The 25,384-nt window shown below is 62.0% G+C and carries 21 protein-coding genes; 9 read left to right on the top strand and 12 right to left on the bottom strand.

The genetic code is table 11. The annotated features are described in order from the left end of the window. Positions 1-89: 89 nt before the first annotated feature. The 3 genes from B0G83_RS11245 to B0G83_RS11235 form a co-directional block, all read right to left on the bottom strand. Positions 90-923 (bottom strand): DUF2486 family protein, encoded by an 834-nt coding sequence (locus B0G83_RS11245; protein WP_105507497.1) that lies wholly within the window; start codon positions 921-923, stop codon positions 90-92. A gap of 92 nt (positions 924-1,015) precedes the next feature. Continuing rightward, positions 1,016-1,432 (bottom strand): DNA polymerase III subunit chi, encoded by a 417-nt coding sequence (locus B0G83_RS11240; RefSeq protein WP_105507496.1) that lies wholly within the window; start codon positions 1,430-1,432, stop codon positions 1,016-1,018. A gap of 106 nt (positions 1,433-1,538) precedes the next feature. Next, positions 1,539-3,050, bottom strand: coding sequence for a leucyl aminopeptidase (locus tag B0G83_RS11235; RefSeq protein ID WP_035552530.1), 1,512 nt, complete (start codon positions 3,048-3,050; stop codon positions 1,539-1,541). Positions 3,051-3,187: 137 nt separating this feature from the next. On the opposite strand from B0G83_RS11235, the gene lptF reads away from it, so the two are divergent. From lptF to B0G83_RS11215, 4 genes are all read left to right on the top strand, one after another. Further along, the gene (gene lptF, locus B0G83_RS11230; protein WP_105507495.1) at positions 3,188-4,285 is read left to right on the top strand and encodes an LPS export ABC transporter permease LptF; all 1,098 of its coding nucleotides are present in this window, start codon (positions 3,188-3,190) and stop codon (positions 4,283-4,285) included. Between the two features lie 3 nt (positions 4,286-4,288). After that, positions 4,289-5,437: an LPS export ABC transporter permease LptG gene (gene lptG / locus B0G83_RS11225; RefSeq protein WP_105507494.1), complete on the top strand. Its 1,149-nt coding sequence runs from the start codon at positions 4,289-4,291 to the stop codon at positions 5,435-5,437. Positions 5,438-5,448: 11 nt separating this feature from the next. Continuing rightward, positions 5,449-5,829, top strand: a complete 381-nt coding sequence (locus B0G83_RS11220) for a sirohydrochlorin chelatase (RefSeq protein WP_105507493.1) — start codon at positions 5,449-5,451, stop codon at positions 5,827-5,829. Positions 5,830-7,108: 1,279 nt separating this feature from the next. Further along, complete coding sequence (locus tag B0G83_RS11215; protein ID WP_105507492.1) at positions 7,109-7,561, top strand: hypothetical protein; 453 nt, start codon at positions 7,109-7,111, stop codon at positions 7,559-7,561. A 756-nt stretch (positions 7,562-8,317) separates the two neighbouring features. Here B0G83_RS11215 and cobA read toward each other — a convergent pair. The 6 genes from cobA to B0G83_RS11185 all read right to left on the bottom strand — a co-directional run bounded on the left by cobA (position 8,318) and on the right by B0G83_RS11185 (position 14,566). Next, positions 8,318-9,073 (bottom strand): uroporphyrinogen-III C-methyltransferase, encoded by a 756-nt coding sequence (gene cobA, locus B0G83_RS11210; RefSeq protein WP_105507697.1) that lies wholly within the window; start codon positions 9,071-9,073, stop codon positions 8,318-8,320. Positions 9,074-9,149: 76 nt separating this feature from the next. After that, positions 9,150-10,466 (bottom strand): sulfate adenylyltransferase subunit 1, encoded by a 1,317-nt coding sequence (locus B0G83_RS11205; protein WP_105507491.1) that lies wholly within the window; start codon positions 10,464-10,466, stop codon positions 9,150-9,152. Positions 10,467-10,487: 21 nt separating this feature from the next. Then, positions 10,488-11,450 (bottom strand): sulfate adenylyltransferase subunit CysD, encoded by a 963-nt coding sequence (cysD, locus tag B0G83_RS11200; protein ID WP_105507490.1) that lies wholly within the window; start codon positions 11,448-11,450, stop codon positions 10,488-10,490. Positions 11,451-11,563: 113 nt separating this feature from the next. Then, positions 11,564-12,310, bottom strand: coding sequence for a phosphoadenylyl-sulfate reductase (locus B0G83_RS11195; RefSeq protein WP_105507489.1), 747 nt, complete (start codon positions 12,308-12,310; stop codon positions 11,564-11,566). Further along, the gene (locus B0G83_RS11190) at positions 12,307-12,864 is read right to left on the bottom strand and encodes a DUF934 domain-containing protein (RefSeq protein WP_105507488.1); all 558 of its coding nucleotides are present in this window, start codon (positions 12,862-12,864) and stop codon (positions 12,307-12,309) included. Before B0G83_RS11190 ends, B0G83_RS11195 begins: the two co-directional genes overlap by 4 nt. A 22-nt stretch (positions 12,865-12,886) precedes the next feature. Further along, positions 12,887-14,566: a nitrite/sulfite reductase gene (locus B0G83_RS11185; RefSeq protein WP_105507487.1), complete on the bottom strand. Its 1,680-nt coding sequence runs from the start codon at positions 14,564-14,566 to the stop codon at positions 12,887-12,889. Between the two features lie 220 nt (positions 14,567-14,786). On the opposite strand from B0G83_RS11185, the gene B0G83_RS11180 reads away from it, so the two are divergent. The 5 genes from B0G83_RS11180 (at position 14,787) to B0G83_RS11160 (ending at position 21,969) form a co-directional block, all read left to right on the top strand. After that, on the top strand, positions 14,787-15,728 hold the full coding sequence (locus B0G83_RS11180; RefSeq protein ID WP_091796464.1) for a CysB family HTH-type transcriptional regulator: 942 nt from the start codon (positions 14,787-14,789) through the stop codon (positions 15,726-15,728). 46 nt (positions 15,729-15,774) lie between these two features. Further along, a complete protein-coding gene (locus tag B0G83_RS11175) occupies positions 15,775-16,944 on the top strand; it encodes an ABC transporter substrate-binding protein (RefSeq protein WP_105507486.1) in 1,170 nt (389 codons plus the stop codon). Between the two features lie 281 nt (positions 16,945-17,225). Further along, entirely contained in the window at positions 17,226-18,413 is a 1,188-nt protein-coding gene (locus B0G83_RS11170; protein WP_105507696.1) for an efflux RND transporter periplasmic adaptor subunit, read from the top strand. A gap of 15 nt (positions 18,414-18,428) precedes the next feature. Beyond that, positions 18,429-21,623 carry an efflux RND transporter permease subunit gene (locus tag B0G83_RS11165; protein WP_105507485.1) on the top strand — a complete coding sequence of 1,065 codons (3,195 nt, stop codon included), beginning with the start codon at positions 18,429-18,431 and terminating at the stop codon, positions 21,621-21,623. Positions 21,624-21,708: 85 nt separating this feature from the next. Further along, positions 21,709-21,969, top strand: coding sequence for a hypothetical protein (locus tag B0G83_RS11160; RefSeq protein ID WP_105507484.1), 261 nt, complete (start codon positions 21,709-21,711; stop codon positions 21,967-21,969). Between the two features lie 52 nt (positions 21,970-22,021). On the opposite strand, the gene B0G83_RS11155 is transcribed toward B0G83_RS11160, so the two are convergent. The 3 genes from B0G83_RS11155 to B0G83_RS11145 form a co-directional block, all read right to left on the bottom strand. After that, a complete protein-coding gene (locus tag B0G83_RS11155) occupies positions 22,022-23,173 on the bottom strand; it encodes a Gfo/Idh/MocA family protein (protein ID WP_105507483.1) in 1,152 nt (383 codons plus the stop codon). Between the two features lie 14 nt (positions 23,174-23,187). After that, on the bottom strand, positions 23,188-24,237 hold the full coding sequence (locus B0G83_RS11150; RefSeq protein ID WP_105507482.1) for a sugar phosphate isomerase/epimerase: 1,050 nt from the start codon (positions 24,235-24,237) through the stop codon (positions 23,188-23,190). 146 nt (positions 24,238-24,383) lie between these two features. After that, the gene (locus tag B0G83_RS11145) at positions 24,384-25,346 is read right to left on the bottom strand and encodes a substrate-binding domain-containing protein (protein ID WP_105507481.1); all 963 of its coding nucleotides are present in this window, start codon (positions 25,344-25,346) and stop codon (positions 24,384-24,386) included. Positions 25,347-25,384: the final 38 nt, after the last annotated feature.

Raw genomic sequence — 25,384 nt, 5'->3', positions numbered from 1 at the left:
GCGTCGGTGAGCTTGCAACGCTGAGCGTGTAGCGTTGAAGGCGCTGAAACGCATGCTCGCGTTTCAAGCCGCCTTCTCTTCCCTTCGAATCACGCGTGGCCTGAGCGCCGCGCGATCTCTTCCTCCACCGCTTCCCGCACCCACGCGGTCATTTCGGTTTCCAGCGTCAGCGCGACTTCACGCGTGATCTGGCTGACCAGCCACCCCGTGTGCTCCTGCAACGCATCGCGGCAGCGTGCTTCGATCACACCCCGTCCCTCGCCCGTCAGGAAACCTGCGAAGCGTCCACGCAGACGCTCGGCGATGAGATCCGCGTCGAGACCCGACTGCGGCGCCGCAGCGGTCTCATGAGCGATGTCGGGCGGCACGCTCGTACCGGCTTCGAACGGAGCAAGCGGCTCGGCGCGATTGAAGACACCGGCGTCACGCTCGGGCACGTCGTCATGCGCGTGATGCGCGCGCGAACGCTTCTTCGGATGATGATCCGCGGCATGCGTCGGCGCATGCAGGGGTTCCGGCGTGGCCACGCGGCCTAGCTCGAGCACCTCGTCCAGCGTCGGCAAGGGCGGCGGTTCGGCCGCGAGTTCCTGCTCGGCAGCGAGTTCGTGCGTATGCATGGCGTCCGGTTCGAGCACCGGTTCGGGCGAAGCCAGGTGTTCCGGCGTCAGCAGCGGCTGCGGGGCGAGTTCGGGTTCGGCGTCAGCCGCCAGACTGGGCTCGTGCAGTTGCCCGTGCGCCGGCTCGTGCGCCTGTTCAAACACCGGCTCAGTGCGAAATCCCGGCTCGCGCGGCGCACCGTCGTCAGCGATGGAATGGTCGGCCTGCACGGCGGTGTCGTTTGACGGACGACGCGCCTGCACAGCATTGCCCGGCACGAGAATCTCGCTCAGTACCGGAATCGAATTGTCGTGGGGATCGGACACGTGCGCTCTCCCTGTTTGAGTCGAAGCCAAGGCAGGCCGCGTCCACGCCGGATCCTTAAAACAGGGGATCACGCGATGCGGACGAAAAGAACCTAGCTGCCCTGCTTGTAGTTGTTCAAAGCATAGCCGCGATCGCGATAGAAACGATAGCGTTCGCGGCCCGCAGCGAGTTCGTCGTGTGCGTTACCGACCACTTCCAGCAATCTTTCGAAGCGGGCGAACTGGGCCGGCACCGCGGCACCCAGATTGAGCAGTACCTGGTGATGCGGCACGTCGTCGAGATTCGACGCCAGCACGATCGGCGTTTGCGCGGCGAGCGGCGTGCTCGCCATGCAATGCGGCACGAAGTCGAGCGGCGAGAAAGTCCATAGCTGTTCGTCGAAAGCCCGCAGACGCTCGGGCTCGGCCAGCACGATGGTCGGCTGACCCGCCTGATACGCCTTGCGGATCAGGCGGCACGCATACAACAGCGAATCGCCGACGTTCGAGTGAAAATCGATCCTCGTCATCGGCGGGTCCGCCTTGCGTGGACAGCCGGGCTTGCGCGCCGTTGCGCGGCCCGGACCCGGCTCGACGCCGGGTCCGTTACCGCGCTGGCCACCTTACTGCGTTGCATCATTGTGCAGCGCGGTCGATCAGGAACTGCGAGAGCAATGGCACCGGACGACCGGTGGCACCCTTCGCCGCGCCGCTCTTCCACGCCGTACCCGCGATGTCCAGATGCGCCCACGGATACGCTTCCGTGAAGCGCGACAGGAAGCACGCCGCCGTCACGCTGCCGCCAGGACGGCCGCCGATGTTCGCCAGATCCGCGAAGTTCGACTTGAGCTGATCCTGATACTCGTCGTCGAGCGGCATGCGCCAGGCCGGGTCCGAAGCTTCACGCGATGCGTCGAGCAACTCACCCGCCAGCGCGTCGTCTTTCGAGAACAAACCGCTGTTGTGGTGACCCAGCGCGATGACGCAGGCGCCCGTCAGCGTGGCGACGTCGATCACGGCCGCCGGCTTGAAGCGCTCGGCATACGTGAGTGCGTCGCACAGGATCAGCCGGCCTTCGGCGTCCGTGTTCAGCACTTCGATCGTCAAACCCTTCATGCTGGTGACGATGTCGCCCGGCTTGGTGGCCGTAGCCGACGGCATGTTCTCAACCGCCGCGATGATGGCCACCACGTTGATTTTCAAACCCATTTCGGCGACGGCGCGGATCGTGCCCAGCACCGAACCGGCGCCGCACATGTCGTACTTCATCTCGTCCATGCCTTCGCCCGGCTTCAGCGAGATGCCGCCCGTGTCGAACGTCACGCCCTTGCCGACCAGCACTACCGGCGCGGCCTTCGCGGCGCCGCCGTGGTACTGCAGCACGATGAACTGCGCCGGTTCGACCGAGCCGGCCGTGACCGACAGGAACGAACCCATCTTCAGCGCTTCGCATTGCTTCTCGCCGAGCACTTCGACCTTCAGCTTCCAGTCTTTGGCGAGCTTCTTCGCGGTGTTGGCGAGGTAGGTGGGCGTGCAGACGTTGCTCGGCAGGTTGCCGAGGTCGCGCGTCAGATCCATGCCGTTGGCCAGTGCCGCGCCTTGCTTGGCGGCCAGCTTGGCCGCCTTGTCGTCGCCGGTGTTGACGCTGAACACGATGCGCTTCAGGGCGCGCGGCGTGGTGTCCGGCTTGCTCTTCATCTGCGTGAACTTGTACGTCAGCTCGCGCAGCGCGAGGATCGCGGCGCGCACGCCCCAATCGGCCGATCGTTCGAGGATAGGCAGTTGAGCGAGCGTGAAGGTGACCTGGACGATCTTCGTGCCCAGCAAGGCGCGCCAGGCGGCACGCGCAGCGTCGCCGTAGGCTTTCTGATTGAAAGCGTCCTGCTTGCCGAGACCGACCAGCAGCACACGCGACGCGCCGATACCCGACACTTCGTGCAGGAACAGCGTGGAGCCGGCTTTGCCTTCCATATCGCCGGCTTTGATGACACGGGTCAACAGCCCCTTGGTGGCCGCGTCGATCTCGAGCGCCGCGCCCGAAAGCGTCTGCGACTCGAACACACCGATCACGATGCAATCGGATTTACCGGTCAGGAAACCGTTTGACGAGCCTTTGGTCCAATCACAGGCTTTTATGCTAAAGTCCATCGCGCTTGTCCTCGGATAAAATCTGGGCTTAGGATGAAAGCCGCAATTATCCGCTATTTTTCCTGCGGCGGCTGCACCGGAGGTGTGACGGGGAGTAACCCTCGCGCCGCTGAGAGCGCCCCCTCTCATCATCAATAATGATCTTCGAACGCTCCCTCCAGCGCGAACTCGCGTATACGGCTGGTGCCGTGTTCATGGTTCTCCTCACGCTCGTGCTGACGACGATGATGATCCGTATCGTCGGCTTCGCGGCCTCGGGCGAGATCGATCCGCGCGACGTGCTGGTCCTCATCGGACTGACCGTGATCGGCTACCTGGCCATCATGCTTGTCGCGACCCTGTTCGTGTCGATCCTGTTCGTCCTGACGCGCTGGTACCGTGACTCCGAGATGGTCGTCTGGCTGTCCTCGGGTGTCAGTCTGACCCAGTTCATCAAGCCGATCGGTATTTTTGCCACGCCGATCATCATCCTCATCATGTTCTTCGTGTTCGTCGGCTGGCCGTGGTCGAACCAGCAGAACAAGCTGATCCGCGCGCGCTTCCAGCAACGCGACGAAGTCTCGCTGCTGGCGCCTGGCCAATTCCGCGAATCGGCCACCAGCCACCGGGTGTTCTTCATCGAGAAGATGTCGCCCGACCAGGGGCACGTCGAAAACGTGTTCGTGACCAGCACCGAGAACGGCAAGGTCAACGTGGTGGTGTCGAAGAACGGGCACACCGAGACGCATAAGAATGGCGACCGCTTCGTCGTGCTGGAAAACGGCCGGCGCTACGACGGCGAGCCGGGGCACCCCGACTTCCGCATCATGGAATTCGAACGCTATGGCGTGAAGATCCAGAGCCAGCCGGTTGTTAGCGCATCGACCACGACCGGCACGTCCACGCTTGCGCTGCTGCGCAATCCCACCAACGAGAACCTCGCTGAATTCGCCTGGCGCGCGGGGCTGCCGCTGATCGCGCTCAATCTGATGCTGCTGGCGATTCCGCTCGCCCATCAGAACCCACGGCGTAGCCGCACCATCAATCTGGTGATGGCGGTGCTGATCTATCTGACGTATTCGAATCTGTTGAACGTGGTGCAGTCGTGGATCGAGCAAGGCAAGCTGTCGTTCGGGGTCGGGCTGGTGGGCCTGCATGTGATCGTCGCGGCGATCGTCGCGTTTATCTTCTGGCTGCGCGTGCGCAACCGCCCGCTCTTCACGCGGGCCATGTTCAACCGTTCGCAGGGGACCTGACCGATGCGCATTTATGAAAGGTATTTCGCGCGTCAGATCTACCTCACGTTCATCTTCATTCTGTTTGCGTTTTCGGGTCTGTTCTTCTTCTTCGACCTGATCAACGAACTGAATTCGGTTGGGCACGGTAACTACAAGTTTCAGTATGCGGTACTGCGGGTGGCGTTGCAGACGCCATCGCGCTTCTACGAGATCATTCCGGTCGCCGCGTTGATCAGCGCGATTTATGTGTTCGCGCAGATGGCGGCGAATTCCGAGTACACGATTTTTCGGGTGTCCGGGCTGGCGACGAATCAGTCGTTGCGATCGCTGTTGAAGATCGGGATTCCGCTGGTGTTCGTGACTTATCTGATCGGCGAAGTGGTCGGACCTTATACGGATCAGTTGTCGGAACGGGTGCGGCTGGAGGCGCTGGGGTCGTCGGTGTCGAGTAACTTCCAGTCAGGTGTGTGGGTGAAAGACACGCTCACCGCGCGGGCCGATGGCGAGCAGGTGACGCGCTTCGTGAACGTCGGCGAGTTGAAGCCGGATGCGACGATCAGCAACGTGCGGATCTATGAGTTCGATTCGAAGTTCCGGTTGTCGAATGTGCGGATCGCCAAAAGCGGCAAGTATCAGCCGCCGGGCCATTGGCAATTGACCGACGTGACCGATACGCAATTGATCGATGTGCCGCCTCCTCCAGGAACACCCGCGGATGCGTTGAATCCGGTCTATCGCGCGACTCAGGTTAGTTTGCCGGAGTATTCGCTGCGCTCGGAATTGACGCCGCAGATTCTGTCAGTGCTGCTGGTGTCGCCGGATCGGATGTCGATGTTCAACCTGTTCCGGTATATCCAGCATTTGACTGAGAATCATCAGGATACGCAGCGGTATGAGATCGCGCTCTGGCGTAAGGTTTTGTATCCGTTTGCGGTGTTCGTGATGCTGGTTTTGTCGCTGCCGTTTGCTTATCTGCATACGCGGGCTGGGGTGGTCGGGGTTAAGGTGTTCGGCGGGATCATGCTGGGGATGAGTTTTCAACTCTTCAACACGTTGTTCTCGCATATCGGCACGCTGAATACCTGGCCTGCTCCTTTGACTGCGGCTACGCCTGGGTTGGTTTATCTCGTGCTCGGGTTGGTTGGGTTGAAGTGGGTTGATCGGCATTAGGGGCTTCTTCCATGGCTACGCATGGGCTTGTTTTGTTTGGGCACGGTGCAAGGGATGCGCGTTGGCGGGAGCCGTTCGAGAGGCTCGCCGAGAAGCTGCGCGGGGCTCGTGAAGCCGATGCTCTTGCCGGGCCGGTTGTGTTGGCGTTTCTTGAGTTGATGGAGCCTGATTTGCCTGCCGCTGTTGAGGTGCTTGCCTCCGGCGGGTGTGATGTTGTTACCGTTGTGCCGGTTTTTTTTGGGCAAGGCGGGCATGTGCGGAAAGATCTGCCTCTCGTCATCGAGCGCTGTCGCGGGCTTTATCCCTCTGTTCAGATTAGGTGCGCTGGCGCTGTTGGGGAAGATGAGGGGGTTCTTGATGCTGTTGCGCTTTATTGCCTTCGGCAGGTTTAGGTCTCCTTTTCCACAGTCGCAGCGCGTTCGGTTGTTCTCTTTGGGCGTTGGCCTTTTCTTGTGATCATGGTGGTCTATTAGCGTTGCCCCTGTGCGGGGCGGCACTAACTTCTCTTTGCCGCGGCAAAGAGAAGTCAGCAAGAGAAAGCCGCTCACACCGCTAGCTCATAAGCGGGTCCCTCGCGCAGTTCCGGTAGTGGTGCATCTGGAATCCGTGCTCTCGCACATTCGACGGTAGTGACACAGCAGTCATTCTTCCGGCGGCGCTGCGCGCGCCGCGGCGGTCGTTCACGCACTGCCCCTGCTAAGCGGGTTCCCCGCACAGTTACGGTAGTGGTCCATCTGGAATCCGTGCTCTCGCACACTCCGCGCTCGTGACACAGCCGTCATTCTTCCGGCAGCGCTGCGCGCGCCGCGGCGGTCGTTCACACACTTCCCCTGCTAAGCGGGGCCCCCGCACAGTTACGGTAGTGGTCCATCTGGAATCCGTGCTCTCGCACACTCCGCGTTCGTGACACAGCCGTCATTCTTCCGGCGGCGCTGCGCGCGCCGCAGCGGTCGTTCACACACTTCCCCTGCTAAGCGGGTTCCCCGCACAGGTACGGTAGTGGTCCATCTGGAATCCGTGCTCTCGCACACTCCGCGTTCGTGACACAGCCGTCATTCTTCCGGCGGCGCTTCGCGCGCCGTCGCGGTCGTTCACGTACAGCAAGCTCTGAAGCGGGTGCATGCGGCCGCGTTAGTGGAGCAACTGATAACCGGCTCGACGTCGCCGATCAGGCACTCAATCCCCCCTGTCTCGGACGTTCCGCAATCATCGCCAAACTCGCTCAATTAAAACCATTCAGCGCTGAGGTTTACACCTCATTCGGCACGCAGTTCTCGCACGCCGACGTTCATTCGAAATGCTTAGAAGTTCGCGACACATGCCCATTCCCACGAACTATCGGCTAGGAAATTTCAGAACGTGAGGCCGCTCGATGCATTTAGCCCGGGCAGGCAATCACTCCCGGAGCGATACGTTTTAGACTTGTTTTCGCCGTCGAAACATCGACGGACAGGCTTGGCGGCCTACAAACAGAACATCACCCGTGCGTCTGCGCAAGCAGACGTGCGATAGCTTCTGCACGTCTCAACTCGAGGGGCGGGCCGTGGCAAGGAGACCTTCTAGGTCTGCCGGTGATGGTGTTCGACCGGGCTGCCAACCTTGTTACTGTGCCCGCTCACCACTTTTGCAAGCGCGTGTCGGGCGATCCAAGTCAGCAATTGGAGATCGCATATGAGCAAATCCCCCACGAATTCTCGGAGCGCTTCGCGCCCGCCTGTTGACGCCATCCAGTATGAAAAGCTCGCACTATCGGCGTTTGAACTCGTTGACCGGCAGATCGCGAACCTGGGAAAACTGGTCACGCTTGCGACCTCGATATATAGAAGTCCGGCTATTACGCGTGACGAAATAGCACGCCAGCGAACGCTACTGGGCGTGTTGATCGATACTGCCGAGAGCTACCAGCAGGAGGTCGAGACTGACCGCGAGTTGTATCAGATCATCGCGCTGGATGCGCAGGGAATTCCCGAGCGCCGCATCACTGCTCGCCATGCCGCAAAGCTTCTGGCAAAGGCCACGCAGAAGGCCGCGAGGAACGGCGCGAGCACTTGCGCAAGCAGGTTGATGGCGAACCGGCGAGTGCCCTTCAAAGGTAATTTTCGGCGCTTGGTGATTACGCATTAACAGGCGCCCGGCGATCCCTTGTCCGCTGAGTTGGCGTATGAAGCGGCAAGCAAATCCACGAACCTATACAAGCATTCCGCTAAGGCGAGAACCTGTTTCTACTCACACCGTCCCGGCGAGCGCACAGCGCGAACCGGGACAACTTCCGGCCGTTTTACCGACCATGAATGCCTAAGAAACGAGCTAGTGAAAACGCCCGCCACGGCGCGCGAAGCGTCGCCAGAAGAATGACTGCTGTGCCACAGACGCGGAGTGCGCGGGAGCACAGATTCCAGATGCACCACTACCGTGGCTGTGCGAGGACCCCGCTTAGCAGGGGCAGTGCGTGAACGACCGCGACGGCGCGCGCAGCGCCGCCGGAAGAATGACTGCTGTGTCACTACCGTGGAATGTGCGAGAGCACGGATTCCAGATGCACCACTACCGTGGCTGCGCGGGGGCCCCCCGCTTAGCAGGGGCAGTGCGTGAACGACCGCGACGGCGCGCGCAGCGCCGCCGGAAGAATGACTGCTGTGTCACTACCGTGGAATGTGCGAGAGCACGGATTCCAGATGCACCACTACCGTGGCTGCGCGAGGAACCCGCTTATGAGCTAGCGGTGTGAGCCGCTTTCTTTTGCTTACTTTTCTTTGCGGCAGGCAAAGAAAAGTGAGTGCCGCCCCGCACAGGGGCAACGCTAATAGACCACCGCGAACTCAAGGAAAGGCCAACCCCCAAAGAGCACAACCCAAAAGCGCCCCGCAGGCCGCACCCCAATCAAGCCGCCACCAAAATCCCACCCGCAGCGCGCCCATCCTGCACCTGCCGCTCAGCAAAAGCCTCCCCAATCATCAACAAGCTAGGCTGCGCAGCATCGACCCACGTCACGGCCTCACCGCAGGCGAGCCCCTCAAGCGTGAGCGTCAAAATCCTTTCCCGAGGCGTACTACAAGCCTCAACAATCGCCACAGGCGTAGAAGCAGGCCGCCCAGCCTCGATCAACTGCTGGGCAATCTCAACCCCGCTATCCCTGCCCATATAAAACACAACCGAATCCGCATTAACCTGCTCACGAATCTCATCAGACCCAGCAGCCCGACTAAAGGTCGCCAACGCCACACTCCGAGACACGCCGCGCAACGTCAACGACCGCTTCAAAGACGCCGCACTAGCCAGCGCAGCGGTAATCCCAGGCACGACCTCATACTCGATCCCAGCCGCCTCGAGCGCCCGCATTTCCTCATCGGCACGCCCAAACAACATAGGATCGCCACCCTTGAGCCGAACAACAACATCGTGCTCAAGCGCAGCATCCACAATCTGCTTATTGATGAACTGCTGCGCGGTAGAAAGCTGCCCACAGCGCTTGCCAACAGCGACCCGCCGCGCGTGCGAAGGCGCATAGTCGAGCATCGCCGGCTCGACCAAAGCATCATGCAACACCACATCCGCCGAACCCAAAAGCCGCGCACCGCGCACGGTGATGAGATCTGCGGCACCCGGCCCTGCGCCGATCAAATAAACCTTACCCATTTGCATCAACCTGTCCGTAAGGGCATCCAAGGCAAGCAGCAGCAAACCAGCCAAGCCGGCAACGCGCCGCCCAGCCCTATGCCGAAAACGCCCGAATCATCCCAGCCGCGACGGTATGGTGCGTCGCCTCATCGATCAGCACGAACGCCCCCGTCCCCTGATGCGAATCATACACATCGCACACCAGCGGCTTCTGCAACGTCAACGCAACCCGGCCGATATCGTTCATTGCCAGTTCCTTACGATCGGTCGCCTGCGACAGCGTATGCACGTCGAGCACTTCCTTGATCGCACCGATGCGCGCGAACACCGTATTGGTGGTCTGCTTCAACAGATACTTGCGTTGCGTCGACAGCGGCGTGTCGTCGAACCAGCACAGATCGGCTTCGAGCTTCTTCGCCGGCTCCGGCGCTGCTTCACGCAGCACGAAGGTATCGCCGCGCGACACGTCGACATCTTCCGCGAGACGGATCGTCACCGTCTGACCCGCAAACGCGCGATCCACCTGCGCCGTGCCGCCCACCACCGGCGCGATGATCTCGGCCACCGTGGCTTCGCGATTCGCCGGCAGCACGACAACCGTGTCGCCTACCTTCACTTCGCCCGCTTCGACACGGCCCATGTAGCCACGGAAATCGTCGGCCTGGCTACCGTCCTGACGCGCCACCCATTGCACCGGGAAACGCAGCGCCTGACCCGTCGGAATCTCCACCGGCAAGGCTTCGAGCAAGTCGAGCAGCGGCTCGCCCGCATACCACGGCATGCTTTCGCTCGCGGTCACGATGTTGTCGCCCTTCAACGCCGACACCGGCACGAAGCGCACATCGCTCAGCCCCAGTTGACGCGCAAGCTCGACATACGCATCGCGAATCTCGTTGAAGCGCTGCTCGCTGTAGTCGACCAAATCCATCTTGTTGATCGCGACGATCGCGTGCTGCAAACCGAGCAGCTTGACGATCGCGCTATGACGCTTGGTTTGCGGCAGCAATTGCGCGACGCCATCCACGAACGTGACACGCGTCGCATCGACCAGAATGATCGCCGCATGCGCGGTCGACGCGCCGGTCACCATATTGCGCGTGTACTGCTCGTGACCCGGCGTATCGGCAATGATGAACTTGCGCTTCGCGGTCGCGAAGTACCGATACGCGACATCGATCGTGATGCCTTGCTCGCGTTCGGCTTCGAGGCCGTCGGTCAGCAGCGACAGATCGATTTCGTCGCCGACAGTACGCTTATTCTTTGCGCGCGACAGTGCCGAGAGCTGGTCGCTCAACACGGCCTTGCTGTCGTACAGCAGGCGGCCGATCAATGTGCTCTTGCCATCGTCGACGCTGCCCGCGGTGATGAAACGCAGCACGCCGAGGTCTTCTGGTTGGTGAATACCGCTCATGATTGTTCTACCCTCGTGTGCTTAAAAGTAACCTTGCTTCTTACGCTGTTCCATCGCGGCTTCGGACACCTGGTCGTCCATCCGCGTCGCGCCGCGTTCCGTGATTTCGGTCACGGCCGTTTCGGCGATGATCTTCTCGAGATCGTCCGCATCGCTTTCCACCGGGCAGGTGCAGCTAATATCGCCAACGGTCCGGAAACGCACCAGCGCCGTCTCGCTGGTCTCGCCTTCACGCATCGGCGTGAGCGGCGTAACCGGCACGAGCAGACCATTGCGACGCACGATCTCGCGCTGATGCGCGTAGTAAATCGACGGCAGTTCGAGCTGTTCACGCGCGATGTACTGCCACACGTCGAGCTCGGTCCAGTTCGAAATCGGGAACACACGCAGATGTTCGCCGTTATGCAGACGCGCGTTATACAGGCTCCACAGCTCGGGACGCTGCGCCTTCGGATCCCACTGACCGAATTCGTCGCGGAACGAGAAAATGCGTTCTTTCGCACGGGCCTTTTCTTCGTCGCGACGCGCGCCGCCGATCAACGCGGTATAGCCGTGCTCAGCGATGGTTTCAAGCAACGTCACCGCTTGCGCGGCGTTGCGCGAATCCAGTTCGCGGCGCAGGCGTACAGTGCCGCGCTTGATCGAATCCTCGACGTGACCCACCACCAGTTCCGCGCCGATCTCGTTCGCGCGACGATCGCGGAAGTCGATCACTTCGTCGTAGTTGTGGCCGGTGTCGATATGCACGAGCGGGAACGGCAGCACGGTCTTGCGATTCGCGCCGATACCGAAGGCCTTCAGCGCCAGATGCAGCACGACGACCGAATCCTTACCGCCCGAAAACAGCAGTGCGGGCTTGCTGCATTCGGCGACCAGTTCGCGCAGGATATGAATCGATTCGGCTTCGAGCCAATCGAGGTGATCCATCCGGTTTGCCGTATTAGCGAGTGGTGCGTTCACAGTGGAGTCGAGCGTGGTGCTCATGTTCGGTCCTTCGTTGATTCGCCCGGCAAGCGGTGGCTTGCCGACGCGGAAGTATTCAGATCAGTATGTGCGGTGTTCGAACCGAAAGCCAAGGTCCATTCAGACCCAAACTTTCAGACCGACGCGCTCTCGCTGCTATTGAACGGAATCGGGGTGATCGTCGTGATATGCAGCCCACATTCCTTCGTGTCGCGCGATTCCCACCACCAGCGCCCTGCCCGGCTATCTTCACCGGGACGGATCGCGCGCGTACACGGCTCGCAGCCAATGCTCGGATAACCGCGCGCATGCAGCGGATTGACCGGCACGTCGAACGCTTTCAGATAATCCCACACTTCGGTTTCGGTCCAATCGGTGAGCGGATTGAACTTGGCGATGTTGCGCGCGGCGTCGTGCTCTTCCGCGTGCAGTTCGGCACGCGTCACCGACTGCTCGCGACGTTGCCCCGTCACCCATGCGCTGACATCCGACAGCGCGCGATTCAGCGGCTCGACCTTGCGGACTTCGCAGCAGCGCTTGCGCAGATCGACACTTTCGTAAAACGCGTTCAGACCGTGCGCGCTGACGTATTCGTCAACCGAAGCCGCCAGCGGATGAAACTGTTCGATGTCGTAGCCATAGCGGTCCTTCACGCGATCGAGCATGCCGAGCGTTTCCGCATGCAAGCGCCCCGTGTTCAGCGAGAAGATGCCGATCTTCACGCCACGCGACAGGATCGCATGGGTGAGCAGCATGTCTTCCGCCGCGAGGCTGCTGGCAAGCTTCACGTTCGCGTGACGCGCGGCGATCGAATCGAGCAGCGCGTTCAGGCGCTCGACCTTCGCAGCGAGTTCCGGCGTGAGCGAAGTGGCGATCGTCATGCCGAAGCCTTTTCCGATACGGCGGCAGCAGCGGCAGCCGCTTCACGACGGCGGAACCACGGCAACGGGTTGTCCACCGCGCCTTGATACTGCACGCTGAATTCGTCGAACGCCTTCAGCGCATCGTCGAAGTCTTTGTCCCCGCGCAGCGCGTAAGCATCGAAACCGCAGCGAAACATAAACGTAATCTGATCGCGCAGCACGTCGCCGATCGCGCGCAGTTCGCCTTTGTAACCATAACGTTCGCGCAGCAGGCGGCCAATGCTGTAACCACGGCCGTCGCGGAACACCGGGAAGTCGACGCCGATCAGCGCAATCTTGTCGAAGTCGGCGACGAGATCCGCCGGCTCGCTATCCGGCGCGAGCCACACGCCGATTTCCGCAGCGCCGCGCGAAGCGGCCAGCGCATCGCGTTCGGCCTGCCACAACGCGAGCGGCACCAGCACCTTGCCCGCGGGCAAGTCGTTCACAGCCGGCAGCGAGCCGTCTTCGGCGGGACGCACGAGCGTCCAGTCATCGTTGACGATCGCGCGATTCTTGATGATAGAAGCCATCTGTTCAGTATCCTTGTCGCGGTTACGCGTGAGCCGGTTGACGCGAGGCGTACACACGTTCCTTGAACGGAGCCATGCCGATGCGGTTATACGTTTCGATAAAGCGCTCGCCTTCGTGGCGATTTTCGACAAACGTATCGATCACTTTGCTCATCACGTCCGGCATTTCTTCCGCCGAGAACGACGGGCCGATCACGCGGCCGAGGTTCGCGCCGTTCGCGCCCGAGCCCTGCTCGCCGCCGAGCGTTACCTGATACCACTCCGAGCCGTCCTTATCGACACCCAGAATGCCGATGTTGCCGACGTGGTGGTGACCGCACGCATTGATACAGCCCGAGATATTCAGCGACACGTCGCCGAGGTCGTACACGTAATCGAGATCGTTGAAGCGCTCCTGAATCGCCAGCGCGATCGGAATCGACTTCGCATTCGCGAGCGAGCAGAAATCGCCGCCCGGGCACGCGATGATATCGGTCAGCAAGCCGATATTCGGCGTCGCGAAACCTTGCGCCTTGGCCTTTTCCCACAGCGCGAACAGATCGCGCTTCTTGACGTTCGCGAGAATCAGGTTCTGTTCGTGCGACACGCGAATCTCGCCAAGCGAGTACTCGTCGGCCCAATCGGCGACGGCTTCCATCTGCGTATCCGTCGCGTCGCCCGGGGCGATCGTGGTCGGCTTCAGCGACAGCGTCACCGACGAATAACCCGTCACCTTGTGCGGACGCACGTTACGCTCGACCCAACGAGCGAACGCACGGTTTTCCAGCAGATGCTTCTCAAACGATGCGTCGGTATCGGCCAGCTTTTCGTACACCGGCGGCTGGAAGTACTGCGACACGCGATCCACTTCGGCTTGCGTGAGCGTGGCCGGACCGTCTTTCAGGTGCTGCCACTCTTCCTCGACCTGCGCCGAGAATTTCTCCGGGCTCAACGCCTTCACGAGAATCTTGATCCGCGCTTTGTAGATGTTGTCGCGGCGGCCATAACGGTTGTACACGCGCAGCACGGCTTCGCAGTACGACAGCAAGTGTTGCCACGGCAAATCTTTACGGATGATCGCGCCGATAATCGGCGTGCGGCCCATGCCGCCGCCGGCCAGAATGTCGGCCACCAGCTCGCCCTGCTCGTTCTTCTTCAGATACACGCCCATGTCGTGAATCTGCACCGCAGCGCGGTCTTCCTTCGAACCCGACACGGCGATCTTGAACTTGCGCGGCAGCCACGCGAATTCCGGATGGAACGTCGACCATTGACGCAGTATTTCCGCCCACGGCCGCGGATCGACCATTTCGTCCGGCGCGACGCCGGCGAACTGGTCCGCAGTAATGTTGCGGATGCAATTACCCGAGGTCTGAATGCCGTGCATCTGCACCGCGGCGAGCTTGCGCAGGATTTCCGGCGTTTCTTCGAGCTGGATCCAGTTGTACTGGATGTTCGAGCGCGTCGAAAAATGGCCGTAGCCGCGGTCGTGTTCGCGCGCGATCTGCGCGAGCACGCGCATCTGGTCGCTGCGCAGGTTGCCGTAAGGAATCGCGATGCGGTGCATGTACGCGTGGCGCTGGTAGTACAGGCCGTTCTGCAGACGCAGCGGACGAAACTCCTCTTCGCTCAATTCGCCCGACAGGCGGCGGCGAACCTGATCGGCGTACTGCGCGACCCGTTCATCGACGATGGTCTGGTCGTACTGATCGTATTGGTACATTCGGGGACCCCAATTTTTTGCGTGACACACAGCGATCCGGTTTCGCCGCGCCTTGGATATCTCATGTTAGTCAGCTGCTGCAAACGAGCGTTTAGACCCATCTCTCATTTGCTTATGACAAATACAGATATCCATATTGAAAAAGATGGACAGATCGTAATAAACTCGCCTTATATTTCAAACGACTAAAAAATTACTTTGATATGCGGAGGGGTTATATATGAACCTGCACCAATTCCGCTTCGTCCGCGAGGCCGTGCGGCAGAATTTCAACCTGACGGAAGCGGCCAAGGCGCTGTTCACCAGCCAGCCGGGCGTTTCCAAGGCGATCATCGAGCTGGAAGACGAGCTGGGCGTCGAAATCTTCACGCGGCACGGCAAGAGGGTGCGCTCGCTGACCGAGCCGGGACGCATCATTTTGCAGTCGGTCGAGAAGATCCTGCAGGAAGTGGAGAGTCTCAAGCGGGTCGGTAAAGATTACGCGGCGCAAGATCAGGGCAATCTGGTCATTGCCGCGACCCACACGCAGGCGCGCTATTCGCTGCCGGCGGCCATCGCCGAGTTCAAGAAGCGCTTTCCCAAAGTTCACCTTTCGATTCTGCAAGGCAGTCCGACCCAGGTCGCCGAAATGGTGATCCATGACCAGGCCGATCTGTGCATCGCCACCGAAGCGATCTCCAACTATAAGGAACTGGTGTCGCTGCCCTGCTTCCAGTGGCATCACGTCGCGGTGATGCAGCCGGATCATCCCCTACTCGACCGCAAACTTTTGTCGCTGGATGATCTGACCCAGTATCCGCTGATCACTTACGACAACGCGTTCGCCGGCCGCACCAAGATCAACGAGGCGTTCCGCCTGCGCGGGCTGCATCCGGACATCGTGCTGGAGGCGATCGACGCCGACGTGATCAAGACCTACGTCGAACTGGGCCTGGGCGTCGGGATCATGGCGGATATCGCGTTCAACGCCGAGCGCGACCGTCATTTGCGCGCCATGCCGGTCGGCCACCTGTTCGGCAGCAATGTGACGCGGGTCGCGCTGAAACAGGGCGCCTATCTGCGCAGCTATGTGTACACGCTCGTCGAGCTGTTGTCGCCGAGCATGAACCGCAAGCTGATCGAACAGGCGTTGAAGGGCGAACACGAAACCTACGAACTTTGACCACGGTATTTGACAGCAGCACGCTTCCCGCTACGGAGACCTCTCGATGACGTCGCATCAGTCGCATAAAAAAAGCATTCGCGGCCTGGCCGCCCTCGGCGCGCTGTTGCTCGCCACCGCCGCGCACGCGGATATCAAGGTCGGCATCGATCTGTCGAGCACCGGCCCGGCGGCCGTGATCGGCATCACCAGCAAGAACGCCATGCTGATGTGGCCCGCCACGATCGCCGGTCAGAAAGCCGACTACATCTTCCTGGACGATGCGTCCGACCCGGGCGTCGCCGTGCGCAATATCCGCAAGCTGATCAATGAGGATCACGTCGACGTGATCGTCGGCCCGAACATCACGCCGGCTGCGATGGCAGCGCTCGATCCGGTCGCCGAAAGCCAGACGCCGATGATTACGCTGATCGGCTCGGCCAGCGTCGTCGAGCCGCAGGAAGGGAAAAAAGTGTGGGCCTACAAGATGGCCCAGACCGACAGCGCAATGGCCGACGTGATGACACGCTACATGTCGAACCACAACGTGAAGACGGTCGGCTTCATCGGTTTCGCGGATGGTTACGGCGAAAGCTGGCTCAACGAGTTCAGCAAGTTCGCGGCCTTGCGTCACATCCAATTGGTCGCGACGGAACGCTATAACCGCACCGACGCCAGCGTCACCGGGCAGATTCTGAAGCTGATGGCCGCGAAGCCGGACGCGATCCTGATCGCCGGCGCGGGCACGCCGACGGTGTTGCCGGAGCGCACGTTGATCGAACGCGGCTATAAAGGCCCGATCTACCAGACCCACGGCATCGCCACGCCGGAGTTCATCAAGCTGGGCGGCAAAGATGTGGAAGGCACCCTATTCCCGACTCAGCCTGTCGTGGTGGCGCGCACGCTGCCGGCCGATCATCCGGCGAAGAAAGCGGCACTCGCGTTCACCAACGAGTACGAAGCGAAGTACGGCGCGGGCAGCGTGACGCAGTTCGCGGGCGATGCGGCTGGCGTGTATCCGCGTTTGCAGGACGCCGTCACGCGCGCGTTGAAGACGGCGCAGCCGGGCACGCCGGCGTTTCGCACCGCCTTGCGCGACGAGCTGGAGCACGCGCATGAGCTGGTCGTGCCGAACGGCGTGGTCAATACGAGCCCGAAGGACCACGTGGGTTTGGATCAGCGCGCCAGCGTGATGGGCATCATTAAAAACGGCAAGTTTGTCTACCTGAGTCAGTGAGCGGCTGAGCCGCGGAACCCGCCGCTTTGCGCGACGAGTTCCGCGCCGCTCACAGCCGCGCACGGCGCGGCGGCCGCATTCCGGCCGTTACGCCCGCCCGCTACTCGCGCAACCCGTTCGGGAGGCGCATCGCACGCACGCTGCGTGTACCATGCTGACGGCCAGCTTGCGATGAACGCAGGCCCAGGCCAATTCGCCGATTCCGGGCGAGCGTGCGGCGCCTCGCGATCGTGAGGCCGCTAGCGCGTCCCGCCAGTGCCGTGAAGTCCGTCAGACCGCGCATGCTAAAAACCAGAAAACGTATCGTCATCGCCGCCCTTGTCGTCATCGTGATCCTCGCCATCGCGATCGCCCAGGCTATCAGGAAGCGCGGCGCACCCGCTGCCGCCACGGACACCGTCTCTTCCGTCGTCGAATTCGCGCCTGACGATCTCACCACGGTCAGCCGTCGCACGCTCTCCGAAACCTTGCCGCTGACCGGCTCGCTGCGCGCGATCACGCAGGCCGCGGTCAAATCGAAAGTGGCCGGTTCGGCGCTCGACGTCGCGGTGCGCGAGGGCGACACGGTCAAGACCGGCCAGATTCTCGCCAGGATCGACGCCCGCGATTACGTGGCCCGCGCCGAACAAAGCCGCGGCCAGATGGCGGCCATGGCCGGTCAGCTCGACATCGCCAAACAGACGCTCGACAACAACCGCGTGCTGGTCGAAAAAGGCTTCATTTCGAAGAACGCGTTCGACACCGCGCAAAGCCAGTACGAAATTGCCCGCGCGAATCTGGATGCGGCGCGCGCGGCGCTGGCGTCGTCGAATCTATCGCTCGACGACACGGTCGTGCGCTCGCCGCTCGATGGACAAATTGCCACACGCTCGGTCGAGCCTGGCGAAAAAGTCGCTGTCGACACCAAGCTGTTCGACGTGGTCGATCTGCGCACGCTCGAACTGGAAGCGCCGGTGCCCGTCGGCGAGATCGGCCGCGTGCGGATCGGCCAGCCGGTGAGCATTGCGTTCGACGGTATCGATGCGCCGGTGCAAGGCGCGATCACGCGAATCAATCCGGCCGCGCAGCCGGGTTCCAGGTCGATCATGGTGTACGTGCAGGTCGCTAACCCGGCGGGCACGTTGCGAGTCGGCATGTTCGGCACGGGCACGATCTCGGTGGGCAGCCGGCAGAACGTGCTGGTGGTGCCCGCCACGGCCGTGCGAAGCGACGGCGCGCGCCGCAGCGTGTATGCGCTGGTCGGCGGCAAGCTGCTCGAACAACCGGTGCAGACCGGCGCGACCGGCGACGCCGACGGCGACTCGTGGACCGAAATTACCAGCGGACCGTTGAACGTCGGCGAGCGTATCGTGAAGAACAATCTGGGCTCGTTGCGGATCGGCAGTACGGTGCATGTGGTGCAGCCTGCGTCACAGGCGTTTGCGGCGTCCTCGGCACGGGCCGCATCGTCGGCCGCCGGCCAGCACTGATCGGAGCCCGCGCCTATGTGGTTCACCCGCATCAGCATCGGCAACCCGGTGCTCGCCACGATGATGATGATGGCGCTGCTCGTCATCGGGCTGTTCTCATATCAGCGCCTGAAGGTCGATCAATTTCCCGACATCACGTTTCCGATCGTGGTCGTGCAGACCGCGTATCCGGGCGCGTCGCCGGAATCGGTCGAATCCGACGTGACGCGCAAGATCGAGGAAGCGGTCAACACGATCAGCGGTATCGACGAAATCACGTCGCGCTCCTACGACGCGCAATCGGTCGTGATCGTGCAATTCGATCTGTCGGTCGACGCGGTACAGGCCGCGCAGGACGTGCGCGACAAGATCGCGCTGATCCGCCCCGATCTGCGCGACGGCGTGAAGGACCCGCGCGTGCTGCGCTACGACCCGGCCGATACGCCGATCGTTACGGTCGCGGTGTCGAACGCGCCGGGCGCCACGCTGTCCACGCGCGACCTCACCACCGTCGCCGATCAGATCGTGCGCAAGCGGCTCGAAACCGTACGCGGCGTCGGCTCGGTGTCGCTGGTGGGCGGCGTGAAGCGCCAGGTGCAGATCGACGTGAAGCCGGAAAAACTGCAGGCGTTGTCGATCGGCGTCGATCAGGTGATCCGCGCGGTACAGAACGAAAATCAGGAGATTCCGGCCGGCCCGCTCACGTCGAGCCATATCGAACAGACCGTGCAGATCAAAGGCCGCTTCGATAAACCGGACGACTTCAAACGCATCATCGTCGCGCGACGTGGCGCGCAGTCCGCGATTCCGACCGCGAGTTCAGCGACGCAACCGGTCACGCTCGACCAGGTCGCCGACGTGGTGGACGGCCAGCAGGAACCGGACAGCACCGCGCTGCTGAACGGCCAGCGCGCGCTGTTCGTGTCCATCATCAAGGCCCAAGGCGAAAACACGGTCGACGTCGCGCATGGCGTGCGCGCCGAAGTCGCGCGTTTGCAGCCGCTGCTGCCGCCCGGCGTCAAGCTCGATGTCACCGACGACTCGTCGATCGAGATCGAAGACAGCGTCAACGAAGTGAAACGCACCCTGCTCGAAGGCGCGTTGCTCACGGTGCTGATCGTGTTTCTCTTTCTCGGCTCGTGGCGCAGCACGGTAATCACCGGCCTCACGCTACCCATCGCGCTGATCGGCACATTCGCGGTGATGTACGCGTGCGGCTTCACGATCAACGTGATTACGCTGATGGCGCTGTCGCTGTGCGTCGGCTTGCTGATCGACGACGCGATCGTTGTGCGCGAGAACATCGTGCGGCATGTGCAGCTCGGCGCGGACCATCGCACGGCCGCGCTCGACGGCACCAAGGAAATTGCCTTGGCCGTACTGGCCACCACCTTCTCGATCGTCGCGGTGTTTCTGCCGGTGGGCTTCATGGGCGGCATCATCGGCCGCTTCTTTCATCAGTTCGGCATTACGGTCGCCGCCGCCGTACTGATCTCGATGTTCGTGTCGTTCACGCTCGATCCGATGCTGTCGTCGATCTGGCCGGATCCCGATCTGCACGACGCGGATACCGGGCGCAAGGGCTACCGCTATGGCCGTTTGATCCAGCGTTCGCTGCATCTGTTCGACACGCAGATCGACCGGCTCACGACGTTTTATCAGCGGCTGCTCGGGTGGTCGCTTAAGCATCGCGCGATCACCCTGGTCGTCGCGGCGGTGACGTTTTTCGGCAGCCTGTTTCTGGTGCCGTTCGTCGGCACCGAGTTCGTGCCGAACGCGGACTTCTCCGAAACGCAGATCGGTTTGAATACGCCGGTGGGAACGTCGCTCGAAGCCACGTCGGAGAAAGTCAAACAGGTGCAGGCGATTCTCGCGACCTACCCCGAGGTGCGCTTCACGTATGCAACGGTCAACTCGGGCAACACGCAAGGCAAGAACACCGCGCTCATTACCGTGCGCCTGAAAGACCGGCGCGACCGCACGCGCGGCATGGTCGAACTGAACGATGCGTTTCGCGCGCGGCTGGTGTCGGTGGCGGGTGTCTCGGTGACCGAGATCGGCATGTCGGACGGCGCGGGCAGCACCAAGGCCATTCAGTTGAGCTTGCAGGGCGACAACATCGACGAACTCCGACGCCTCGCCGACGTGGCTCAGGCACGCATGGCAAAGATTCCGGGGCTCGTCGATCTGGATTCGAGCCTGAAGGCGGACAAGCCGATCGTCGCAATCAACGTGAAGCGTGAACTGGCGTCCGACCTCGGGGTCGGCGTCGCGGATATCGGCACGGCGCTGCGGCCGCTGCTCTCCGGCGACGCGATCAGCACCTGGCGCGCGCCCGACGACCAGGACTACGACGTCAGCGTACGGTTGCCGCGCGAGCAGCGCCAGGACGTCGACGATCTCGCGCGGCTGATGATCGCCACCAATCGCACCGATGCAAACGGCGCGCCGGTGCTGGTGCCGCTGCGGCAGATCGCGGACATCGTCACGACGACCGGTCCCGACGTGCTGAACCGGCGCGATCTGCAACGCGAGGTGGAGTTATCGGCGAACGTGAACGGCCGCTCGCCCGGCGAAGTTGCCGCCGACGTCGCGAAAACGCTCGACGCAATGCATCTGCCGGCGGGCTATCACTACCGCTTCGAAGGCTCGACCAAGAGCATGAACGAGTCGTTCATCTACGCGGTGGAGGCGTTGGCGCTGGCGGTGATTTTCATCTACATGATTCTGGCGTCGCAGTTCGCGAGCTTCGCGCAACCGCTCGCGATCATGGCATCGCTGCCGCTGACGCTGATCGGCGTGCTGGTCGCGCTGTTGCTGTTCGGCAGCACGTTAAACATGTTCTCGATCATCGGCTTCGTGATGCTGATGGGGCTCGTGACGAAGAACGCGATTCTGCTGGTGGACTTCGCGAATCAGGCGCGGCGCGGCACGCTGCTCGATGCGTCCGGGAAAGGGCGGAAAATGGAGCGTCGCGAGGCCTTGCTCGAAGCGGCGCGGGTGCGGCTGCGGCCGATTCTGATGACCACGCTGGCGATGATATTCGGCATGTTGCCGTTGGCCGCGGCGCTTGGCGAAGGCGGCGAGCAGCGCGGGCCGTTGGGACAGACGGTGATTGGCGGGGTGATTACGTCGTCGATTCTGACGCTGGTGGTGGTGCCGGTGGTTTATACGGTGCTGGAGGATTGGGGGAGTTGGCTGCGGCGGAAATGGTCGCGCAAGCCGCAGTGAGCGGCTTGGGGACTGGCGGGATAGGCGCGCCGCTTCGGTGAAATTGTTAAAGTAGCGGTCTTTCCCCCACCCGCAGTCCTCCACCATGCGTACTACCCGAGCCATCCACGCTGTCGAGCGGCTGAAAACGCGCAGCGGCAATCCGCAGTTCGCCGCGATCAGCCTGTCCGGCGGCTTGTTCTATCTGGTCGACAAGTCGAGCGGAGCGGATAAAAAAGTCTCCGATCCGCTCACGCTCGACGACTTCGTCAAATTCGTCGACGCGTACGGTCCGCCGAAACCGCGTAAAGCGAGCAAGCTCGACATCGCGTTCGAAGAGCAGATCAAGAAAAGCAAGGGCGGTTGAGCGGCGCGGGGATCGCTCGGGCGCTCTTTCATTCAGGTTATTGCAAGCGCCTTCAGGCGCCCCCAATCGCCCGCCACTGCCCATCCGCCGCGCTGCTCGCGAGCATCGCCTCGATAAAGCGCAGCCCCGCCACACCGTCTTCCACGGTAGTCAATAACAGGCTTTCCGCCGGCGGCGCGCGACCCGCGTCCAACGCTTCGATCTGCAACGCCGCGTCTTTATACAACTGCGCAAACGCTTCCAGATAGCCTTCAGGGTGCCCCGCCGGCACGCGCGTCGCATGCGCCGCGATCGCGCTTTTCACCCGTCCTCGCGTCAGACGTTCCGCCGAACCACCCAACGGCGTGAACACCAATTCATTCGGCTGTTCCTGATCGAAGGCCACATTCGCCTTCGTTCCGTACACCCGCAGACGCAACGCGTTCTCCGCGCCGCTCGCCACCTGACTCGCCCACAACATGCCGCGCGCGCCGTTCGCATAGCGCAGCATGGCCTGCACATGATCGTCGATGCGACGCCCCGGCACGAAGGTATGCACCTCCGCCGCGAGCGCCGACGGCGTCACACCCGTAACGAAGGCGACCAGCTGATAGGCGTGCGTGCCGATATCGCCGAGGCAGCCTGCCGGCCCCGCTAACGCAGGGTCCGTGCGCCAGCCGGCCTGCTTGTTCGTGCCGCTTCTTTCGATCGGTTCCGCCAGCCAGTCTTGCGCGTATTCCACTTGCACCACGCGCAGGTCGCCGAGTTCGCCTGAGTCGATCAGCTCGCGCGCGTAACGCACCATCGGATAACCGGAATACGTGTGCGTCAGCGCGAAAAGCCTGTTCTTCTCGCGCGTGAGTTTGGCAAGCGCCTCGCCTTCCGCCAGCGAAATCGCCAACGGTTTGTCGCACACCACGTGGATGCCCGCTTCGAGAAACGCCGTCGCGACCGGCGCATGCAGATGATTCGGCGTGACGATCGCCACCGCGTCGATACCGTCCTCTCGGGCGGCTTCCGCGCCCGCCATCTCGCGCCAGTCGGCGTAGCTCCGCGCGATACCCGCCTCGGCGGCACTAGCTTGCGCACGCTGCGGATCGGACGACAACGCGCCCGCCACCAATTCGAAGCGATCGTCGAGCCGCGCCGCGATCCGATGCACCGCGCCGATAAACGCGCCCTGCCCGCCGCCGACCATACCCAACCTGAGCCTTCTTTGCGCCATTGATTTGATCCCTGTCAGATACCCAGCACGCGTTTCAACTGCGCCGCATCCACGCCACTCTCCGCGAAATCGTCAAAAGCACGCTCCGCCACACGAATGATGTGCCGCCGGATAAACTCCGCGCCTTCACGCGCGCCATCATGCGGATGCTTCAATGCACATTCCCATTCCAGCACCGCCCAGCCGGAAAAATCGTATTGCGCCATCTTCGAGAAGATCGCGCCGAAATCGATCTGCCCGTCGCCGAGCGACCTGAAGCGCCCCGCGCGTTCGACCCAACCGCTATACCCGCCGTACACGCCTTGTTTGCCGTTCGGTCGAAACTCCGCATCCTTCACATGGAACGCTTTAATGCGCTCGTGATAGATGTCGATAAACGCCAGATAGTCGAGCTGCTGCAACATGAAATGACTCGGGTCATAAAGAATATGGGCCCGCGCATGCTGTTTCACCGCATCGAGAAAGCGCTCGAAGGTCACGCCGTCGTGCAGATCTTCACCAGGATGCAATTCGTAGCAGACGTCGACACCGGCGGCGTCGAACGCATCGAGAATGGGCGTCCAGCGGCGCGCGAGTTCATCGAACGCGGTTTCGACCAGACCCGCCGGACGTTGCGGCCACGGGTACAGATACGGCCACGCCAAGGCGCCGGAAAACGACACATGCGTGCTCAAGCCCAAACGCCGTGAAGCTTGCGCGGCGAGCTTCAACTGCCCGATCGCCCACTGCGTGCGCGCCGCTGGATCGCCTCGCACCTGCGGCGCGGCAAACCCGTCGAACAACGCGTCGTACGCCGGATGCACCGCAACCAGTTGCCCTTGCAGATGCGTCGACAATTCGGTGATCGTCACGCCCGCATTCTCCGCGGTTTCGCGCAACGCATCGCAATAGCTCTGGCTCGCCGCGGCCTGTTCGAGATCGATCAGACGTGGGTCGCACGGCACCTGTATGCCTTTAAAGCCGAGACCCGCCGCCCACTCCGCGAGGTGCGCGAGATTGTCGAACGGCACCTCGTCGCCCATGAACTGGGCGAGAAAGATCGCCGGCCCTTTGATGGTTTTCATCGTACGGTTCCTCGAACGAAAACGCGCTAGCCGTGCTTTAGCCGAAGCAACAGCAACAGCAGCGGCAGTGGAAAGCAAAACCGGCCAACGCGCTTCGAATACTCAGGCCAACATCACAAAGCCATCACGCCAAACTCGGCGCGGATTCAGAACGGCGAATCCGGAAAATAAAACTGCTGCGCGTTTTCTTTCGTAATCAGCACCGACGGAATGATCGTCGTGGCCGGCAGCTTCTCGCCTTTCAGACGCGCCTCGGCGGTCAACTTGATCGCGTCGTAGATGAATTTCGGCGAGTACGACACGTCGGCCTTGATCATCGGCGCACCGTCCATCACGTTCTTCACCATGCCCTTCGAGCCCGCGCCGCCGAACACGATCTTGATGTCCGTCCGCTTGGCCTGCTCGATCGCCTTCAGCACGCCGACCGCCATGTCGTCGTCGGCGGCCCAGACGGCGTCGATGTGCTTGAAGCGCGTCAGATAATCCTGCATCACCTTGAACGCGTCGTCGCGATTCCAGTTCGCGTACTTCGCGTCGAGTATCTTCATCTCCGGATAGTTCTTGATCACGTTCGTGAACGCCGTCCAGCGCTCGTTGTCGAGCGTCGTCGGAATGCCGCGCAGCGCGACGATGTTGCCCTTACCGTCGAGCGTTTTCGCCAGATATTCGGCGGGAATCTTGCCGAACGCGGTGTTGTCGCCGGCCACGTACGCGTCTTGTGCACTGGTGTCGGTCAGGCCGCGATCCACCACCGTCACGTACACGCCTTTCTTTTTCACCTGCGCGACCGGCTGCGTGAGCGACGCCGATTCGAACGGAAAGATCACCAGCGCGTTGATCTTGTTGACCGTCACTAGATCCTGCAGCTGGTTCGCCTGTTCCGGCGAGCCGGCCGCGGTCTTCACGATAATCTTCAGATCGGGATGCGCTTTCTCCAGATCGGTCTTCGCCTTGTTGGCCCACCAGACAATGCCGCCCGTAAAGCCGTGATCGGCCGTCGGAATCGCCACGCCCAATACGACCTTGTCGTCGGCGCGCGCCATGCCCGCCGTGCCCAGTATCCCCAACGCCAGCACGCCGGCGCCGACCGCTCGAATGACTTGCTTCATGGTTGTGTCTCCAATGTCGATAAGGCGTTCGTGCGCCC

It is taken from the genome of Paraburkholderia sp. BL21I4N1, from assembly GCF_002973525.1.
In the GTDB taxonomy this organism is placed as follows: Bacteria; Pseudomonadota; Gammaproteobacteria; order Burkholderiales; family Burkholderiaceae; genus Paraburkholderia.
The sequence above is the reverse complement of the archived record's forward strand: the minus strand, read 5'-3'. Positions and strand labels throughout refer to the sequence as shown.

Excerpts from the sequence above, each read along its gene's own strand:
- B0G83_RS11240 (WP_105507496.1), bottom strand. The coding sequence starts at position 1,432 with ATGACGAGGATCGATTTTCACTCGAACGTCGGCGATTCGCTGTTGTAT.
- B0G83_RS11235 (WP_035552530.1), bottom strand. The coding sequence starts at position 3,050 with ATGGACTTTAGCATAAAAGCCTGTGATTGGACCAAAGGCTCGTCAAAC.
- lptF (WP_105507495.1), top strand. The coding sequence starts at position 3,188 with ATGATCTTCGAACGCTCCCTCCAGCGCGAACTCGCGTATACGGCTGGT.
- lptG (WP_105507494.1), top strand. The coding sequence starts at position 4,289 with ATGCGCATTTATGAAAGGTATTTCGCGCGTCAGATCTACCTCACGTTC.
- B0G83_RS11220 (WP_105507493.1), top strand. The coding sequence starts at position 5,449 with ATGGCTACGCATGGGCTTGTTTTGTTTGGGCACGGTGCAAGGGATGCG.
- B0G83_RS11215 (WP_105507492.1), top strand. The coding sequence starts at position 7,109 with ATGAGCAAATCCCCCACGAATTCTCGGAGCGCTTCGCGCCCGCCTGTT.
- cobA (WP_105507697.1), bottom strand. The coding sequence starts at position 9,073 with ATGGGTAAGGTTTATTTGATCGGCGCAGGGCCGGGTGCCGCAGATCTC.
- B0G83_RS11205 (WP_105507491.1), bottom strand. The coding sequence starts at position 10,466 with ATGAGCGGTATTCACCAACCAGAAGACCTCGGCGTGCTGCGTTTCATC.
- cysD (WP_105507490.1), bottom strand. The coding sequence starts at position 11,450 with ATGAGCACCACGCTCGACTCCACTGTGAACGCACCACTCGCTAATACG.
- B0G83_RS11195 (WP_105507489.1), bottom strand. The coding sequence starts at position 12,310 with ATGACGATCGCCACTTCGCTCACGCCGGAACTCGCTGCGAAGGTCGAG.
- B0G83_RS11190 (WP_105507488.1), bottom strand. The coding sequence starts at position 12,864 with ATGGCTTCTATCATCAAGAATCGCGCGATCGTCAACGATGACTGGACG.
- B0G83_RS11185 (WP_105507487.1), bottom strand. The coding sequence starts at position 14,566 with ATGTACCAATACGATCAGTACGACCAGACCATCGTCGATGAACGGGTC.
- B0G83_RS11180 (WP_091796464.1), top strand. The coding sequence starts at position 14,787 with ATGAACCTGCACCAATTCCGCTTCGTCCGCGAGGCCGTGCGGCAGAAT.
- B0G83_RS11175 (WP_105507486.1), top strand. The coding sequence starts at position 15,775 with ATGACGTCGCATCAGTCGCATAAAAAAAGCATTCGCGGCCTGGCCGCC.
- B0G83_RS11170 (WP_105507696.1), top strand. The coding sequence starts at position 17,226 with ATGCTAAAAACCAGAAAACGTATCGTCATCGCCGCCCTTGTCGTCATC.
- B0G83_RS11165 (WP_105507485.1), top strand. The coding sequence starts at position 18,429 with ATGTGGTTCACCCGCATCAGCATCGGCAACCCGGTGCTCGCCACGATG.
- B0G83_RS11160 (WP_105507484.1), top strand. The coding sequence starts at position 21,709 with ATGCGTACTACCCGAGCCATCCACGCTGTCGAGCGGCTGAAAACGCGC.
- B0G83_RS11155 (WP_105507483.1), bottom strand. The coding sequence starts at position 23,173 with ATGGCGCAAAGAAGGCTCAGGTTGGGTATGGTCGGCGGCGGGCAGGGC.
- B0G83_RS11150 (WP_105507482.1), bottom strand. The coding sequence starts at position 24,237 with ATGAAAACCATCAAAGGGCCGGCGATCTTTCTCGCCCAGTTCATGGGC.
- B0G83_RS11145 (WP_105507481.1), bottom strand. The coding sequence starts at position 25,346 with ATGAAGCAAGTCATTCGAGCGGTCGGCGCCGGCGTGCTGGCGTTGGGG.